A 14,120-nucleotide genomic window follows, 5' to 3' on the forward strand; every position below is an offset into this window, starting at 1 on the left:
CCTTCGAGCTGCGGAGGACCATGATGCTCGACACCAGATCTCAGGCTCTTCAGGTGTTGCTCGTTGCTGATCCGGGACTGCCCAGTCGGCGAGCTGCTTCCATCCACACGACATTGGAGCGCTACTTACGCGAGGCGTATGGGGTCACGACGACACTGCACACTCTCACCGACACGATTCGTCTGACCCCCGAGCGCGAACTGGCCCTGGGCGCGGTTGATGACCTTCGCGATGATTACCCTGACGTCAACATCATCCTGATTCTCACAGAGATACCGCGCCACAGCCAGGGCGATCCTCTGATCGCCGAGGTTCATTCCGACCGCAACCTTGCAGTCGTCTCCTGCCCCACACTCGGAGCCTGGGCCACCAAGCGCCGCATCATCAAAGTCATGATGAGCTCGGTCAACAAATTAGTCCCCTGGGACCCCGAAGCCACCACTCGCAAATTTCTGCTCGGGTGGTCCAACTGGTCGAACAATGAAGACTCCCACCATCAGTCCCTGCACGCTCACACCGTCACCGGAGGCCCGCGACTGATATTGGGAATGACAATTGCCAACGAGCCCTGGCGCACGGCTCCGAAGCTCTCTGGAGCACTCGCGGCAGCCTCGGCTACCGGAGCATTCGGCATCTTCTACAGTTCGATCTGGCAAATGTCGACCTACCTGTCCACCCTTCGGCTACTGTCAATCGGCGCTGTCGCCATCCTCGTCATGGTCGCCTGGTTAATCGTCAGTCACAAACTCTGGGATCGACCGGTCAGTGAACGACTGGCGACGGTGGTCATGTACTACAACCTCTCTACTGTCCTGACACTCCTGACCACCGTCATCGCTCTCTACGCAACTCTGGTCGTCCTTATTCTCTTAGGTGGCCTCGTCGTCATCGATCCCGAATTCATGACCCAACAGATTCAACAGGACTCGTCATTTGCCAACTACCTCGATATCGCATGGCTCAGCGCAGCGATGGGTGTGGTCGCCGGCGGCATCGGGGCCAGCTTCGACACTGATGCCGACGTGCAAAGGCTGACCCATGGTCAGCGGTTGCGGCAACGAGTCTACACAGACAACAGCACAGATTCCGATGATGTTGCCGAAAACAGCTAGCTGAAATCCACCTCACTTCTGGCGAACCTGAACTTCAACGTATAGAGGTAGAAGCAGACGAGATTCAGTATCCGTGCACACATGAGATGCAAGCATTTTCAGAGCCATCGCACCCGAAGGTCTCCCTCACATTAACCACACTCCGAGCTCCGACACACTTGCTTTCCCCAAAGGACGTGACATGGATACACAATTCGACACAACCTCGCCCCGCATCATCACATCGCCACTCGACCCGTGGTGGGACGCGCCTGCCTTCCGGGGTAATCTCACCAAGCTCGTCACGAGCGATGCGCCCACAGTTGAAAAGATCACCGCACTTGCCCGATTTCTTCAACTCACGGGGCAAACATCCCACACCGACCAGTGGGAAAGGCTGCTTCAGATTGCCGCGATCGACATCGGCGTCGCTCGCATGCTTGAACCTCACGTCGATGCTCTCGGCATCCTCGCCGAAGCCGGCCACGAAGCACCTGACCCACATTCCGCCTGGGGAGTGTACGCGGCTGATCTTCCCACACATCGCGTCACTGCGACCGCAGACGGTGCTCAAACCGTCCTTATCGGCGAGAAAGCATGGTGTTCGCTGGCCACGGAACTCTCCCATGCGATCGTCATCGCCAGCGACAGTGACGGCAACCGAGCATGCGCAGTGAATTTGAGAGACCCTCGGGTGCGACCGCAAACAAGCGCCTGGCCGAGTCTCGGCCTGAAAGAGATCCCGAGCGGCTCAGTGGCCTTCGACCGCGCACCGGCGACGAGTGTTGGCCCACCTAATTGGTATCTCGACCGACCCTCTTTCGCGTGGGGCGGAATTCGAGTGGCAGCCTGTTGGTTCGGTGGAGCCTTAGGAATGGCACGGAGTGCTGCCCAAGTCCATCTGAGGCGGACCGGTCCGTCGCCGATGGGCGAAATGCAGCTCGGTCAGCTTGATGCTGAGGTCTTCGCGGTCCGCACCATCTTGTCGCAGGCCGCTACCGCCGCGGATGGAGACTACAAGTTCTCGCGTGCTGAGGCGTGGAGGCTGGCTCTGAGAGTTCGCAACACTGTGTATCGCAGTGTCCAACGTATTCAGCTGCTGAGCAAAGAACTCGCCGGGCCCGCAGCTTTGACGGGTGACGCAGCGTTTGCGAAAGCTGATGCCGATCTCACCGTCTACCTCAGTCAGCATCACGGGCCTCGAGACGAAGCAGCCCTCGGCGAGGACATCAGCAGTGAATCAGGTACCAGTGGGCTTTAGCCACCGAGACCGCAGCGTACAAGAAGAGGCGTGGGTGCAGGCGGGAGTTCTCGAGCTTCCGGTTGTGCCCGACGGTACAGTCATCGAGGGCGGGACCATCATTGTCCTTGCCGCACACCCAGATGATGAGGCCCTCGGTGCCGCTGCCCTGCTGTCTCGTGCCGATGAGTGGAACTGCCAGGTGTCCGTCTTACTCTTCAGCGCAGGCGAGAACTCGCACCCCGATTCGCCGACACATTCCCGTGAAATACTTAAAAGTATTCGCATCGAGGAATTCGATCGTGCGTTGAGCATCCTCAACGAGGCGCACTCGAGCCGCTTTCTCGCTCTACCCGACGGTCAACTGCCCGAATATACAGACCAGATCCAGGACGCGATTCGACAGGAAATTGCGCGATCGCTCGGGCCGGTGACACTGATCGCTCCCTACAGCCTGGACGGGCACTGTGATCACGAGGCAGTGGGCGCTTCGGCCTTGGAAGTCGGGCGATCAAGTCATGCCGTGGTGCTTGAGTATCCCATCTGGTTCTGGCACTGGGCCGCTCCCACAGACTCTCGATGGCGTTCCTGGAACGTCTTACCCGATCCGAGAGGTCTTGACCGAAACGCACTATTGGCGTGTTACCAGTCACAGACACGGCCGCTGTCGGATCACTGTGGGGATGAAGCGATCCTCACCAGCGCCCATTTGGAGCACTTTGCTCGCGGCCGCGATACGTTTGTCATCACGAACTTTAGATCGACGTGGACAGGCACTGGCGAGGATGGAATAGGTCCGGCAGTCAACGACGCGTGTACTGCGTCAACCGTGTTTGATGATGTGCATCAGGAACGCTCGGATCCCTGGAGGGTGTGGGAATCTAAATACGAAATTGACAAACGCGAGACCCTTGTCGCCCAGCTTCCGTCGAACTCGTTCTCCCACATTCTTGAGATCGGATGTTCAGTCGGCGCCTTGACTCGAGATCTCGTAGCCTGCAGTGCCAAAGTGACAGCTGTCGATGCCAGCTGCGAGGCGTTGAAAACAGCGAAACATCTGCTGAGAGCCCCCACAACAATCGATTTCGTCCATGCCACTGTCCCATTCGAGTGGCCGGAAGGACATTTCGACTGCGTCGTCCTGTCCGAGACTGGCTTCTACCTGACACATTCACAGCTGCTGCGAACGTTGGAACGAATCGACGGAGCGACCCCATCGCGATTCGTGCTCGTGCTCTGTCATTGGAAGGGTGAAATCAAAGATTGGCCTCTCAGTGCCGATGAAGTCCACGACGCGTGCTTGAGCTACTGGAACCGGCCTCGGATCGAGTTTCGCACCGAGGCCGAATACCGTCTCGATATCGTGACTGTCGACAAAGACGCTGAGGCCCAGCCTGAGAGAGCGACCAGATGATCGTGCACTTGGGCGTGATAATCCCAGCCTATAACGAGGAAGAAGAAATTCTTGGGTGTCTCGACTCGGTGACACGATCGTTTGCGCAGGTGCCCGCAGAGATTGCGCAGTTCTCATATGAGATCCTCGTCGTTGTCGACGCCTGTACTGACGGCACGCTGGGCCTCGTCGAAGGTTTTGCCGGTGAGCATCCACACGTCACGGCACTGACCACGTCGTTCAAGAACGTCGGTCTCGCGCGGAATTTCGCCTGGAACTACTTCATGCAGATGGTCGGAGCCGACTGCAACGCCAAGTTCGACTCGACGTGGATCGCTTTGACTGATGCCGATAGCAGGGTCCCCGACCACTGGGTGGCGACACATATTGGCTTGGCACGAGCAGGAGTGGACTGCCTGGTCGGCACTGTTTCTCCCAGACCTGATACAGGGTCTCCAGAACTCATCGCGAAATGGCACTCCCGCCACGAACTGTTCGAGGATCACCCTCATGTATTCGGTGCGAACTTGGGCCTTCGCGGTTCCTACCTCGAAATCATCGACGGAATACCGCAGCTTGCGCTTGGGGAAGACACGGCAATCGTTGCTGCGGTACTCGAAGCTGGGGGCATTGTGAGACGCACCGATGCGTGCAGAGTTCTCACCTCCGCGCGTCTGGAGGGGCGAGTCCGAGGAGGCTTCAACGCCTATATGCAGAGTCTCTTATGAGACTCCCCACACTGCTCACTGAATAATTCGCGGCACCTGGACTCAAGCCAGACGCTCGGGCCGATGACTCGCCGGGTGCTGCTACTTTCAGTAGTTCCTCTACTGCTGAGGAAATATAGGTGCCCAAAAATTTGGGAGTTCATCTGGTCCAGCGGAGACGATTCCGGCTCGTGATCTGCTCGGCTTGAGTGCCGAGAAGATCACGAGCCGGAATTGCCAGGGCGTGTGTCGCGGTGTGTTTATTCTTCAGCAACTGCAGAGGCGAGGTTGCCCAGGGAAGATTCAAGCGCTTCTTGCCCGATGACGGGGAAGCTGATCTTTTTTAGGATCTCCTTGTCGGTCACAGCGCTCCAGTCGTAGGTGACCTTGACCTCAGTGGCGTCAGGGCCCTGGGGGGTGAGTTCCCAGACCCATTCCCAGCCTGGAGGCTGTTTACCGCTGGGCGCGGTCTTCCATGCCAGAAGCTTATTCTGTTCGAAGCCGATGATGTGATTGTCGGTTTTGTAGTCGCCGCCAAGCTTGTCCCAGTTCATGTTCATGCTGAAGACTTGCCCGACCCCGGTGATGCGGTCAGTCTTATCATCGGATTGCACCATTCCTGACCCGTCGATCAGGGCGTGGTTCTCCGGGTTAGATAGCACGTCGAAGATTGAGTCAGTCGACGCGTCGAGCGTTCTTGACGCTGTGATCATAGTGTCTGTCATTTCTAGCCTCTTCTGCTCATGGTTCTACTCGGTTGGCGGGCATCGCATCACTGCATCGTCTTCTCGGTGCGCGATGCCCGCCACTGATGTCGCGGTCGACAGCTCAATCAGCCCTAAGCAGTTGTGAGAAACTCGCTGGCAACTGAGACTTGAGGTCGTCGAGTTCGCCGGCGGACACGAACTGTGCCCACGTCGAAAAGACGGCGGCAGCGTGATCGAGTGCCTCCTCGGGCGTCGTGCCTGCCTTTTTGTGTTCGGCAACTCGGCGGAGAAAGTCGTCAAGGTCGTCGACGGTGCCACTATTATCGCTGTTGTCGGTGAGGATGTCTTTGAGCTCCGGCGGCAACTGAGCGGCCAAATCGGAGGCTTCGTTGTTGCCCAGACGTTTTCCCAACTCAGTCAGTACGGTCCGCGTCGCACTCTCGGCTTGCTCATTGGTTTCGAACGTCGTAGCCGTCTGACGTACCTGTGCAATGAGTTCATCATATTTCATTAGCTTCACCTTTCGTTTAGTCCGGCGATGGAGCGCTCTGGTGGCACGAGCGCTCCGTGGAGGAGTATGTCTCGGGTACGGAGCTTTTAGAGACCGGCCGGAGTGAAGTCCGTGCTGCCGACGAACTCGGGGCGCGGCTTCGGTGCGGCGAAAGGTTCGACGCACGTGTTGTCCACCGAGTTGTAGACGATGAAGATGTTCGAACGCGAGTACGGTGTGACGTTGCCGTTCGAGGCGTGCATACAGTTGGAGTCGAACATGACCGCACCGCCAGCGGGGCCTTCGAGGACATCGATGCCGTACTCATCGGCGAAGTTGCTCAGTGTCTGCGGGTCAGGTGTTCCTGCGCCCTGCATGACCAGTGACTTCTTGTAGTTGTCCTCCGGGGTTCCGCCGACACAGCTGATGTAGCGCTGGTGGGAACCGGGCATGATCATCAGCGGCCCATTGAACGAGTAGTTGTCGGTCAGCGACAATGACAGGCTCACTGCACGCGGTTCGGGCATGCCGTCCTCGGCGTGCCAGGTTTCGAAGTCGGAGTGCCAGGAGAACTCCTTGCCCACGAACCCGGGCTTGTAGTTGATGCGGCTCTGGTGGATGTAGACCTCGGACCCCAACAGCTGTTGGGCGCGAGCGATCACCCGGGGATCGTTGGCGATCTTGGCAAAGATCTCATTGCTGCGGTGGATATCGAAGATCGACCTGACTTCGTTAGACTTCGGCTCAACGATAGTAGCGGCGTCGGCCTTGATCGCCAGATCGTTGGCTAGGCGATGAAGCTCGGCTCGGAACGCCTCGAGTTCCTCAGGCGAGATGAGCTCGTCGACGGTGAGATACCCTTTGTCCTCGTAGTGTCGCAGGGTCGCCGCATCGAGGGGCCCTTGTTCGGCCGAACCGAAGGCGATCGGACCCCTGCGATCGAGGACTTCAGTTCTCTCGCCGGTGCGAGTGGGATAAAGATCCTGCACTGTTGATGCTGTGGTAGTCATTGTCATCCTTTCTGCCGTGGACTCATTCGAACCAGAGGAAGAGAACTCAGGGGCTCTTATGCCTCCAAATCTGAGGAGCTTAATTCCTTGCTCCCGACAAGAGACTTCTTCCCAGGTGGCCAGAACGATCTCGCCAGTAACAGCTACGCTACCAACCATGTTTACATTGGCAACACCCCTTACGAGTGAAGCCCGTCGACACGCAGGCAAGCAGCGGAGGCCAGAATTTACAGGTCGCGGTGTCCGGAAGCGCCTTATGTCTTAGGTTGTGGCTGTGTGGATGAGTGACCGTGCTCTGCGATGTTCGAGCGACATCGTCGCGACCCGCGAATACAACAAGCACGGCTTCACGGAAGGCCTCGGGGCTCTCTGATTTACCGTTCCCTCTCGGTTGCTTCTTGAGCTGAAGGTTTTCGTGCCTCACATAATGCACAGACGATCTTTGATCAGACAGGCATCGGAGGATTGATCAGTCACTTCTTCACGACTCCAGATGCAACCCGACTTTCATGCGGGAGTACTGTGGGATCTTTCCTCGTCAATACAAATGTCGGAGTAGTCTCAGACAATACAATCGCAGTGTTCCCTAAGAAATGGAATCGTCGATGTCAGATTTCGAACCGCAGGCCCCATCGGACCCCGCAGCAAGCCCCAGCCCGCAGCAAGAGAAAGGGCGCCGTCGGTCCATGCTGGTCGCGGCCTTCGGCACCATCGTCGAGTGGTACGACTTCTCGATCTTCTTCTATGTCGCCACCATCCTGACCAAGGAGTTCTTCGGCGATCGGCCTGACTCGCTCCTGCTCACCCTGGGTGTCGGAGCCGCCGGCTTCCTGTTCCGACCGCTCGGCGCCATGGTCTTCGGCCACCTCGGCGATAGGGTCGGCCGCAAGTCCGCACTGGTCGTCTCTGCCGTGCTCATGGCCGTCGCGATGCTCGGAATCGCCATCATGCCCGGATATGACACGATCGGCATCTGGGCCGGCATCGGCATGGTCTTCTTCCGCTGCCTGTCCGGATTCTCCGTCGGTGCCGAATACACCGGCATCATGGTCTTCCTGATGGAATCGGCCGGCAGCAAGCGCCGCGGGCTCGCAGCCAGCTGGGCGGCGGCCAACAGCGAGGTCGGTGCCCTCCTGGCGGTCGGGTCGGGAGCATTCTTGGCCAGCACCCTGTCCGCCGAGGCGATGAGCACTTGGGGATGGCGCGTCCTGTTCATCCTCGGTGCTCTCCTCGCGGCTCTGATGATCCCGCTGCGTCGCATGATGGAGGAGACCGACACCTTCAAACGCCTGCAGGCAGCGGAGAAGACGAAGCAGGCGCAGAATGCGAAGAGTGACAAGCCTGCGGTCTCACGTGGTCGCTCCCCGCTCCTCATCGCCTTCCTGCAGCAGCCCCGCGCGATTCTCGTCGCGTTCCTCATCTCCTCGATCGGATCGGTCAGCTACTTCCTCAACATCACCTACGTGCCGACCTACATCGAAGAGGTCTCCCAGGTGAAGAACTCCGGGTCACTGGCGTTGGGCACCATCGCCGCCGTCGTGGCGATCGTCATCACGCCGCTGTTCGGCATCGCCTCGGATCGTTTCGGGCGCAAGAAGACTCTGGCGGTGCTCATGGCCGTCTTCATCCTCACCACCATTCCCGCCTACGCGCTGTTGGCCGACGGGAACTCCGGCGTCGCGATCTTCGGCGTGGCGTTCCTCGCGGTGCCGGCCGCCGGATGGAGTGCTGTGGCAGCGGCCATGGTCCCCGAGCAGTTCACCGGCACCAGCCGCTTCTCCGGAATGGCCATCGGCTACAACGTGGCCACGGTCCTCTTCGGCGGACTCTCCCCGCTGATTGCAACCGCACTGATGTCCTCCACCGGCCTGACGCTGGCTCCGGCGATCTATGCCACCGTCATCGTCGTCGTGGCCGGCGTGCCGACGCTGTTCCTGGCACGCAATATGGCGGGTAGGCCCTTGGCAGAAGTCGACCGCGATCGGCATCTTGTGCCGGCCTGAAAATGTCGGCGAAGAATGCTGTCCACGGAATAGTTGAGGACACAGCAGACACCACCGACACAGTATGTCCGCCACTGAGCATCTGCACCAACCTTGCTCACACTATTGCCGCGGCAAGATTCGTTGCCTGTCATGCGAATCGTCTCGCTGCCTGCGCAATGTTGTTGGCCATATTGGGGAAAATGCCCCGGTGGAACGGAGACACCGACGCCCAGTAGAGTCGCCCACGTATCCCTGAAGGGATAAACATGGCTCGCTGTCGGAACGAGCAACCATCTTCATCGTCTGCCATAATGAACTCGAGCCAGGCTTCACCGGACACCTTCATCTCCGCACGCAACAGCAACCGCGAAGGCGGTTCCATTTCCTCGACTCTCCACCAGTCGACCGGATCTCCCACCCTGAGACTGTCGGGAAGGCGGCGACCACGGTTGAGACCAGCACCTCCGACGATTTTGTCTAACTGACCTCGGATCTTCCACGCCAGGGGCCATGAGTACCACCCGTGGTCGCCACCGATGGCGACAACAATCTTCCACAATTGATCGGCACGAAGATCGGAAAAGTAGAATGTGCGATCATCTTCATACATGCGTCGTCCCGCCCACTGCGGATCGTTGGGAAGGGCACTGGCCGCGCGGCTCAGGTCACCGGTATCGGCATCCCAGTTCGTATCGACTGCCCCTTCCTGTTCTCTGCGGAGAGCCAATCTCACAGCTTGTTCGTAGGTGAGAAGTCCGTCTGGTGGGATAGGAATGACCGAGTCAATCGCCCGATTTTGAGTCACCGCATCTTCTTGCAACGATTGCACCAGCGGTAGCGTTAAGTTCAACGGCAAAGGCGTGACCAACCCTACCCAGATTCCTGACAACGTGGGGGCAGGAAGCGGTAGTTTCAACACGTGCCGTGGTTTCAGGCCCGCGATTCGACTAAAAGTCTTCATGATGTCGGCGTAGGTCAAAACGTCACGTGAACCAATGTCCAAAGACCGATTCACCTCGGCTGTGACATCAACGGCCGATACCAAGTAATAGAGGACATCTCGAATGGAGAGAGGTTCGACTCGATTCGAGACCCAATTCGGTGCCGGCATCCACCGTAGTTCGTCGGCCAAGTGACGAACCATCTCGAACGATGCCGATCCTGATCCAATGATGATCCCGGCTTGGAACACGATCGTGGCAACGGAAGAATCGAGGAGAATCTGGCCCACCTTGGCCCGTGAGCGCATATGGGCAGACAACGAATCCGAGTCCGGGTGAAGTCCGCCCAGATACACGATTCGCCTGACGTCAGCGGACTCTGCGGCGGCGGCGACACGAGTGGCAGCGAGTGCCTCACGAGACTCGAAATCACTCCCGGAATTCATTGAATGAACCAGGTAAAAGACGACGTCGATATCGGCCATGGCTTCGACCAAACCGTGTCCGTCATCGAGATCGACCCGGAAGATCGTGACATCGCTGGCCCAGGGTACTGTCTCGAGCTTGTCGGGAGAGCGTACGACAACACTGACTGTGTGACCGGCCTGTAGAAGCCGCGGAACTAAGCGTCCACCGACGTACCCGGTCGCTCCCAAGACCAAAACCTGACGGGGGTGCTGTGTGTGGGGAATGAACTCGTCTGGCAGTGATTTGTCTCTCACGTTGGGTCTCCCTTCTCGACAATGTGGTCCCAGGTCTTCCAGCGGCCCGCCCGCCGGTAGAAGCGAAATCGTTCAGATCGTGAGTGTCTGACTGTGCGAACGACTTCAGGAGCATACGAATATGCCGCATCAGTATCAGCTAAACCGTGAAGCACGGTGTCGTAGCGTTCAGGGGCCAAATCAATGCGATCACACAAGAGGCGTCGAGCGGCAGGCGTCGGTGAAACACGCTCGACATCGAGAATCATCCGATCATGGGCAGAGAGTTGCTGTGCATCACCAGCAATCATCGGCCCTGCCACCTCGCCTGAGACATACTGAAAGTATAGGTGCATGTCACCCATGGCTGCGCCTCAGTTAGCGGTCCCCTGATGCTGGTTGGTCCCTGCCGAATGTGAAGACACAACAGCGCCATCGATCGGTCGTGCTCGGCATGGCATACTTGCGCCTATGCAACGAGCGGAGCTGAAACGCAAAATAGCATTGCGGCCAGCGCAGATTCTCGATGTGCTCGCCGATAAGGACATTTGGCGTGCAGACGGATCGAGCGTGGAGATCCTGTCGGGCCGAGCCGACGGGCTTCGACTGACGGCCACGATGCCTTTAGCACGCGACCTGCTGCCGGCGGCCGCACAGAGTTTTGTGGGTGCCGATGCCAGAGTTGTCCAACACGTGAGTTCCGAACCTGTCTCCGAGACTGATGATGAAGCGACCGTGGAGATCGAAGCAGAAGTCCCCGGCATTGCCATCGATGTCCATGTGGAGATTTCATTGGTCCGGGACGTCGAGGACTGCACTGACCTTCATGCCCTGATCGAGATTGCGTCTTCGCTACCATTCGTTGGCCGCGCGATCGAATCAGGTGCTCGCCCTCATATCGAGTCGATGATCTCCACAAGGTTTGATCACCTCCCGACTCTCTAGGCCAGCCTCAGATGGGTTGAGTCATGTCACGAGGGATCTGGTGAAATACGTCCCATTCTTTTCGCTTGCCAGGCGAACAACATTCCGGCTTCACATCTCTTCCCCCCCCTGTGCTCACGGTGTCCTCACCCCGTCGAGGCTTGGGCAAACAGGCGGAGCGGCATAGCCCGGGACCTTATATCCCCAGGCTGTGTTCAAGCATGAGTACACAGTCACGAAAACCGCGGGAACGAGCTCCCGTGCCTGGAGATGCTGTGCGCACAAGGCCGGCATACAGTCGCCGGCGAGTGAACACACGCTAGGATGAAGTCCCTCGAAAGGAGCCAGCATGAGTACAGAGAAGAAGTTGCGCGATATCGCGGCCAAACTCGATGAGACCACGGAGAAACTGGGCGGCACATCAGACCTCGATGACGGCGCGCAAGTTGGCTACACCGAAGACGCTGTCGAAGACCGGGCGCAGGAAGCCGCCGATGGTGAAGGGGTGACGCTGTATCGCAACCCTGATGGATCGCATACTGCAATTGATCAGACGCACCAGATTGAGCCCGAAGGCCAGTAGTCGCGTAATCAGCACGTGTTAGTCACCAGTATTAGAGACAACGTTGTTTGACCGTTCATCGGCTTCTGTGCCACCACCGCCTTCGACAGCGAAGTCAGCGGCAGCGATGAGCAATATTGCCTGAAAATGAAAAAGCGGTGTGGCTGAGACAGTCGAAGTCTCAGAACCCAGTAGGCACGGCGATAAGAAAGTTCGCTTCTCGAACACCGTTCCTCAGGCGGGGGAATCGAATCGATTCACTGCACGAAATTCCCTTGCTTGCCTGCAAGATGGTTCGCACAGCCGCTAGCCAGGCTAACGAAACATGGTTACTCTCGGAATACGGCATTGTGTTGACTTGCAATCGACGTTCAGCACTGCTTTTAGCCATACGGTTCAATACTCACCCCCGAACAGGAACGGTGTAATCATGATCGAAAAACTCAGCGACATGGGCATCAAGAGCCAGTACGCCTACACAGCAGGCTTCGTCTCCATTGGCGCCTCGCTGGTGTCATGGACAACCAGTCGGGGAAAATCCGGAGACTCCAAAGCCCAGGCAGACAGGTGGGGAATCTTCATCGGACACTGGGCACCAACATTTTTCGCGATCGGGATCGCGTTGCAGCTGACTGAAGAAAACTGATACACCGTGCAGGGTGGAGGGACACCAAAGACAGACCCTGAAGCAATCACAGACCCTGGTGTAAAGGCAGACCCGGCAGAACTAGAAAAACTCAGAGACATGATCGCTGAAGCTGAGTTCGCGATGCTCACCACGATCTCACACGACAACAAGCTCGTCAGTCGCCCCATGGCCGTTCAAGAAACTGAGTTCGATGGTGATCTGTGGTTCGTCTTCTCACAGAACTCATCGCAGGCTGACCAGCTCAGGGAAGAGTCCGAAGCCAATGCATCTTTCCAAACCAAAGGCACATGGGTGTCGGTGGCGGGAACCGGGCGTATCGTCCAGGACCGAGAGAAGCTACAGCAGCTGTGGCGACCGCCACTGTCGGCATGGTTCCCCGATGGCGTGGATACGCCCGGAGTGGCGCTACTCAAGATTGAAGCGGAGTCCGCACAGTATTGGAACAGTGACGGCGGCGCAGTGAGGTACGCGTTCGAAATGGCCAAGGCTCGAGTGAAGGGTCAACAGCCTGATTACGGTGAGTCGAAGAAGCTCGACATCTAGATGCATAGCCGTTCGCTGACCGCCACCTCGCCATGAACGTAGAATTGCTGGCGACGGGACCGGACGAGCGTTGCGGCACGACGACTATGTCTTGGGTTACGGGGCGGTCAGTCAGTTCCCCGGCATCGCCCCTGTTCCCAGGGTGGTTGTGAAGCCGGGGCTAATGGAGAAGACCTTGGTGGATCTGGGCGTCTCGGCTTCCTTCTACAGTGACCGAGCCGCGACACTTAGTCGTTTCACAGTTCCCGCTGGCAGGCACACGCGACTTGCCCGACTGTCCCGAGGCAACTCGCTGACGAACTGCGCCAAGACGGTCTAATTCGTATTCGCGAATCCATGTGTTCAGACACCCGCATGCTTCCTCGCGTGAGTGGAAGAAATCGATGCACGCAATATCCGGGCATCCACACGAATCGCCTTGCCACGCCTCCCCTGGAAACCACCGGTCGATCCAGTGGCTCCAGCTGATCCCTGCACCATGCAGTCGCTGCAATGCTTGCTCGGAAACGGGCCCTGAAGCAGCTGACAATGGCCGCCTCGGTTCACGTTCCTGGCCGGCTGAACTGTTCTCACGCAGTGAAATCACTTGGTTCCTCCTTCATTGGAGTTTTAATGAACGCGAGACCTACGTGTGCAGGCAGAACAAACTATCGGCTTCAATTCGCTGCACCTATACAGCGACACGGGCCTATTCTCTTAAGGGAACCCTATTGTGCCACTCCTGGTGTGCGTCGGCAAGCAATTTCGTCCTAAAACTCATGATCATCAAGGGCTCGCGTAACTTGCAAGTGTCTCGTTCATTCACCGGGGTCCGGGCAGTCAAGGCCTCCACATTCATCGTTGGATTCGTGCCTGCATCGCGCGACTTTCGTGACGGTCAGCGACGTCGCATCTGGCGGCCACTCCCCGACTGCGCTGTGCCTGGGTGAATCAAACACACATGTTCGTTTACCACGCTTTGCGCTTTATTAGAAGAGGATTGTGGATACCGTGGACTACCCCTAACGTGACAAATAGATCACCCGGGTTTCGAAAACTTCTCTCACGGATGAATCCGAGTGCATCATACGGTCAACAAATCAACATCAATGCATCGGAGGTTCGATGAGTACCAACGCTTCAATTCCGAAACACCCAAAATGAAACGAATCGCCAGCACAAATCGCGGCGCTTCTCT

The 14,120-nt window shown here is 57.8% G+C and carries 14 protein-coding genes; 9 read left to right on the forward strand and 5 right to left on the reverse strand.

Annotated features, from left to right (window positions below):
- The first annotated feature begins 20 nt into the window (after positions 1-20).
- From JTF07_RS12960 to JTF07_RS12975, 4 genes are all read left to right on the forward strand, one after another.
- The gene (locus JTF07_RS12960; protein ID WP_252199778.1) at positions 21-1,112 is read left to right on the forward strand and encodes a hypothetical protein; all 1,092 of its coding nucleotides are present in this window, start codon (positions 21-23) and stop codon (positions 1,110-1,112) included.
- Between the two features lie 181 nt (positions 1,113-1,293).
- Complete coding sequence (locus JTF07_RS12965) at positions 1,294-2,352, forward strand: acyl-CoA dehydrogenase family protein (RefSeq protein ID WP_204234659.1); 1,059 nt, start codon at positions 1,294-1,296, stop codon at positions 2,350-2,352.
- Positions 2,353-2,386: 34 nt separating this feature from the next.
- A complete protein-coding gene (locus JTF07_RS12970) occupies positions 2,387-3,745 on the forward strand; it encodes a PIG-L family deacetylase (protein WP_353843967.1) in 1,359 nt (452 codons plus the stop codon).
- Entirely contained in the window at positions 3,742-4,452 is a 711-nt protein-coding gene (locus tag JTF07_RS12975; protein ID WP_143924585.1) for a glycosyltransferase family 2 protein, read from the forward strand. Before JTF07_RS12970 ends, JTF07_RS12975 begins: the two co-directional genes overlap by 4 nt.
- Positions 4,453-4,691: 239 nt before the next feature.
- Here the strand turns inward: JTF07_RS12975 and JTF07_RS12980 are convergent, their stop codons facing one another.
- The 3 genes from JTF07_RS12980 to thpD form a co-directional block, all read right to left on the reverse strand.
- A complete protein-coding gene (locus JTF07_RS12980) occupies positions 4,692-5,144 on the reverse strand; it encodes an SRPBCC family protein (protein WP_502710965.1) in 453 nt (150 codons plus the stop codon).
- Between the two features lie 115 nt (positions 5,145-5,259).
- Positions 5,260-5,649, reverse strand: coding sequence for a DUF2267 domain-containing protein (locus JTF07_RS12985; RefSeq protein WP_204234661.1), 390 nt, complete (start codon positions 5,647-5,649; stop codon positions 5,260-5,262).
- A gap of 86 nt (positions 5,650-5,735) precedes the next feature.
- Positions 5,736-6,638, reverse strand: a complete 903-nt coding sequence (thpD, locus tag JTF07_RS12990) for an ectoine hydroxylase (RefSeq protein WP_213018810.1) — start codon at positions 6,636-6,638, stop codon at positions 5,736-5,738.
- Between the two features lie 605 nt (positions 6,639-7,243).
- Here thpD and JTF07_RS12995 point away from each other — a divergent pair.
- The gene (locus JTF07_RS12995) at positions 7,244-8,641 is read left to right on the forward strand and encodes an MFS transporter (RefSeq protein ID WP_143924581.1); all 1,398 of its coding nucleotides are present in this window, start codon (positions 7,244-7,246) and stop codon (positions 8,639-8,641) included.
- 130 nt (positions 8,642-8,771) lie between these two features.
- On the opposite strand, the gene JTF07_RS13000 is transcribed toward JTF07_RS12995, so the two are convergent.
- A complete protein-coding gene (locus JTF07_RS13000) occupies positions 8,772-10,286 on the reverse strand; it encodes an SDR family oxidoreductase (protein ID WP_353843960.1) in 1,515 nt (504 codons plus the stop codon).
- Complete coding sequence (locus tag JTF07_RS13005; RefSeq protein ID WP_252199779.1) at positions 10,283-10,630, reverse strand: DUF3263 domain-containing protein; 348 nt, start codon at positions 10,628-10,630, stop codon at positions 10,283-10,285. The genes JTF07_RS13000 and JTF07_RS13005 overlap by 4 nt, the downstream gene beginning before the upstream one ends.
- Before the next feature lie 106 nt (positions 10,631-10,736).
- Here JTF07_RS13005 and JTF07_RS13010 point away from each other — a divergent pair, with 106 nt between their 5' ends.
- The 4 genes from JTF07_RS13010 (at position 10,737) to JTF07_RS13025 (ending at position 12,943) form a co-directional block, all read left to right on the forward strand.
- The gene (locus tag JTF07_RS13010) at positions 10,737-11,210 is read left to right on the forward strand and encodes a DUF2505 domain-containing protein (RefSeq protein ID WP_143924580.1); all 474 of its coding nucleotides are present in this window, start codon (positions 10,737-10,739) and stop codon (positions 11,208-11,210) included.
- Positions 11,211-11,538: 328 nt separating this feature from the next.
- Positions 11,539-11,772 (forward strand): hypothetical protein, encoded by a 234-nt coding sequence (locus JTF07_RS13015; protein WP_143924579.1) that lies wholly within the window; start codon positions 11,539-11,541, stop codon positions 11,770-11,772.
- Between the two features lie 409 nt (positions 11,773-12,181).
- Positions 12,182-12,397 (forward strand): hypothetical protein, encoded by a 216-nt coding sequence (locus tag JTF07_RS13020; RefSeq protein ID WP_069601250.1) that lies wholly within the window; start codon positions 12,182-12,184, stop codon positions 12,395-12,397.
- Between the two features lie 6 nt (positions 12,398-12,403).
- Positions 12,404-12,943, forward strand: coding sequence for a pyridoxamine 5'-phosphate oxidase family protein (locus JTF07_RS13025; protein ID WP_353843961.1), 540 nt, complete (start codon positions 12,404-12,406; stop codon positions 12,941-12,943).
- The last annotated feature ends 1,177 nt before the right edge of the window (positions 12,944-14,120 follow it).

The organism is Brevibacterium sp. RIT 803 (assembly GCF_016892625.1).
In the GTDB taxonomy this organism is placed as follows: Bacteria; Actinomycetota; Actinomycetes; order Actinomycetales; family Brevibacteriaceae; genus Brevibacterium.

What these genes read in the sequence shown, in the direction of transcription:
- JTF07_RS13005 (WP_252199779.1), bottom strand. Translation starts at nt 10,630, where the DNA reads ATGGGTGACATGCACCTATACTTTCAGTATGTCTCAGGCGAGGTGGCA.
- JTF07_RS12965 (WP_204234659.1), top strand. Translation starts at nt 1,294, where the DNA reads ATGGATACACAATTCGACACAACCTCGCCCCGCATCATCACATCGCCA.
- JTF07_RS13020 (WP_069601250.1), top strand. Translation starts at nt 12,182, where the DNA reads ATGATCGAAAAACTCAGCGACATGGGCATCAAGAGCCAGTACGCCTAC.
- JTF07_RS13015 (WP_143924579.1), top strand. Translation starts at nt 11,539, where the DNA reads ATGAGTACAGAGAAGAAGTTGCGCGATATCGCGGCCAAACTCGATGAG.
- JTF07_RS12980 (WP_502710965.1), bottom strand. Translation starts at nt 5,144, where the DNA reads ATGATCACAGCGTCAAGAACGCTCGACGCGTCGACTGACTCAATCTTC.
- JTF07_RS12985 (WP_204234661.1), bottom strand. Translation starts at nt 5,649, where the DNA reads ATGAAATATGATGAACTCATTGCACAGGTACGTCAGACGGCTACGACG.
- JTF07_RS12975 (WP_143924585.1), top strand. Translation starts at nt 3,742, where the DNA reads ATGATCGTGCACTTGGGCGTGATAATCCCAGCCTATAACGAGGAAGAA.
- thpD (WP_213018810.1), bottom strand. Translation starts at nt 6,638, where the DNA reads ATGACTACCACAGCATCAACAGTGCAGGATCTTTATCCCACTCGCACC.
- JTF07_RS13010 (WP_143924580.1), top strand. Translation starts at nt 10,737, where the DNA reads ATGCAACGAGCGGAGCTGAAACGCAAAATAGCATTGCGGCCAGCGCAG.
- JTF07_RS12995 (WP_143924581.1), top strand. Translation starts at nt 7,244, where the DNA reads ATGTCAGATTTCGAACCGCAGGCCCCATCGGACCCCGCAGCAAGCCCC.
- JTF07_RS12960 (WP_252199778.1), top strand. Translation starts at nt 21, where the DNA reads ATGATGCTCGACACCAGATCTCAGGCTCTTCAGGTGTTGCTCGTTGCT.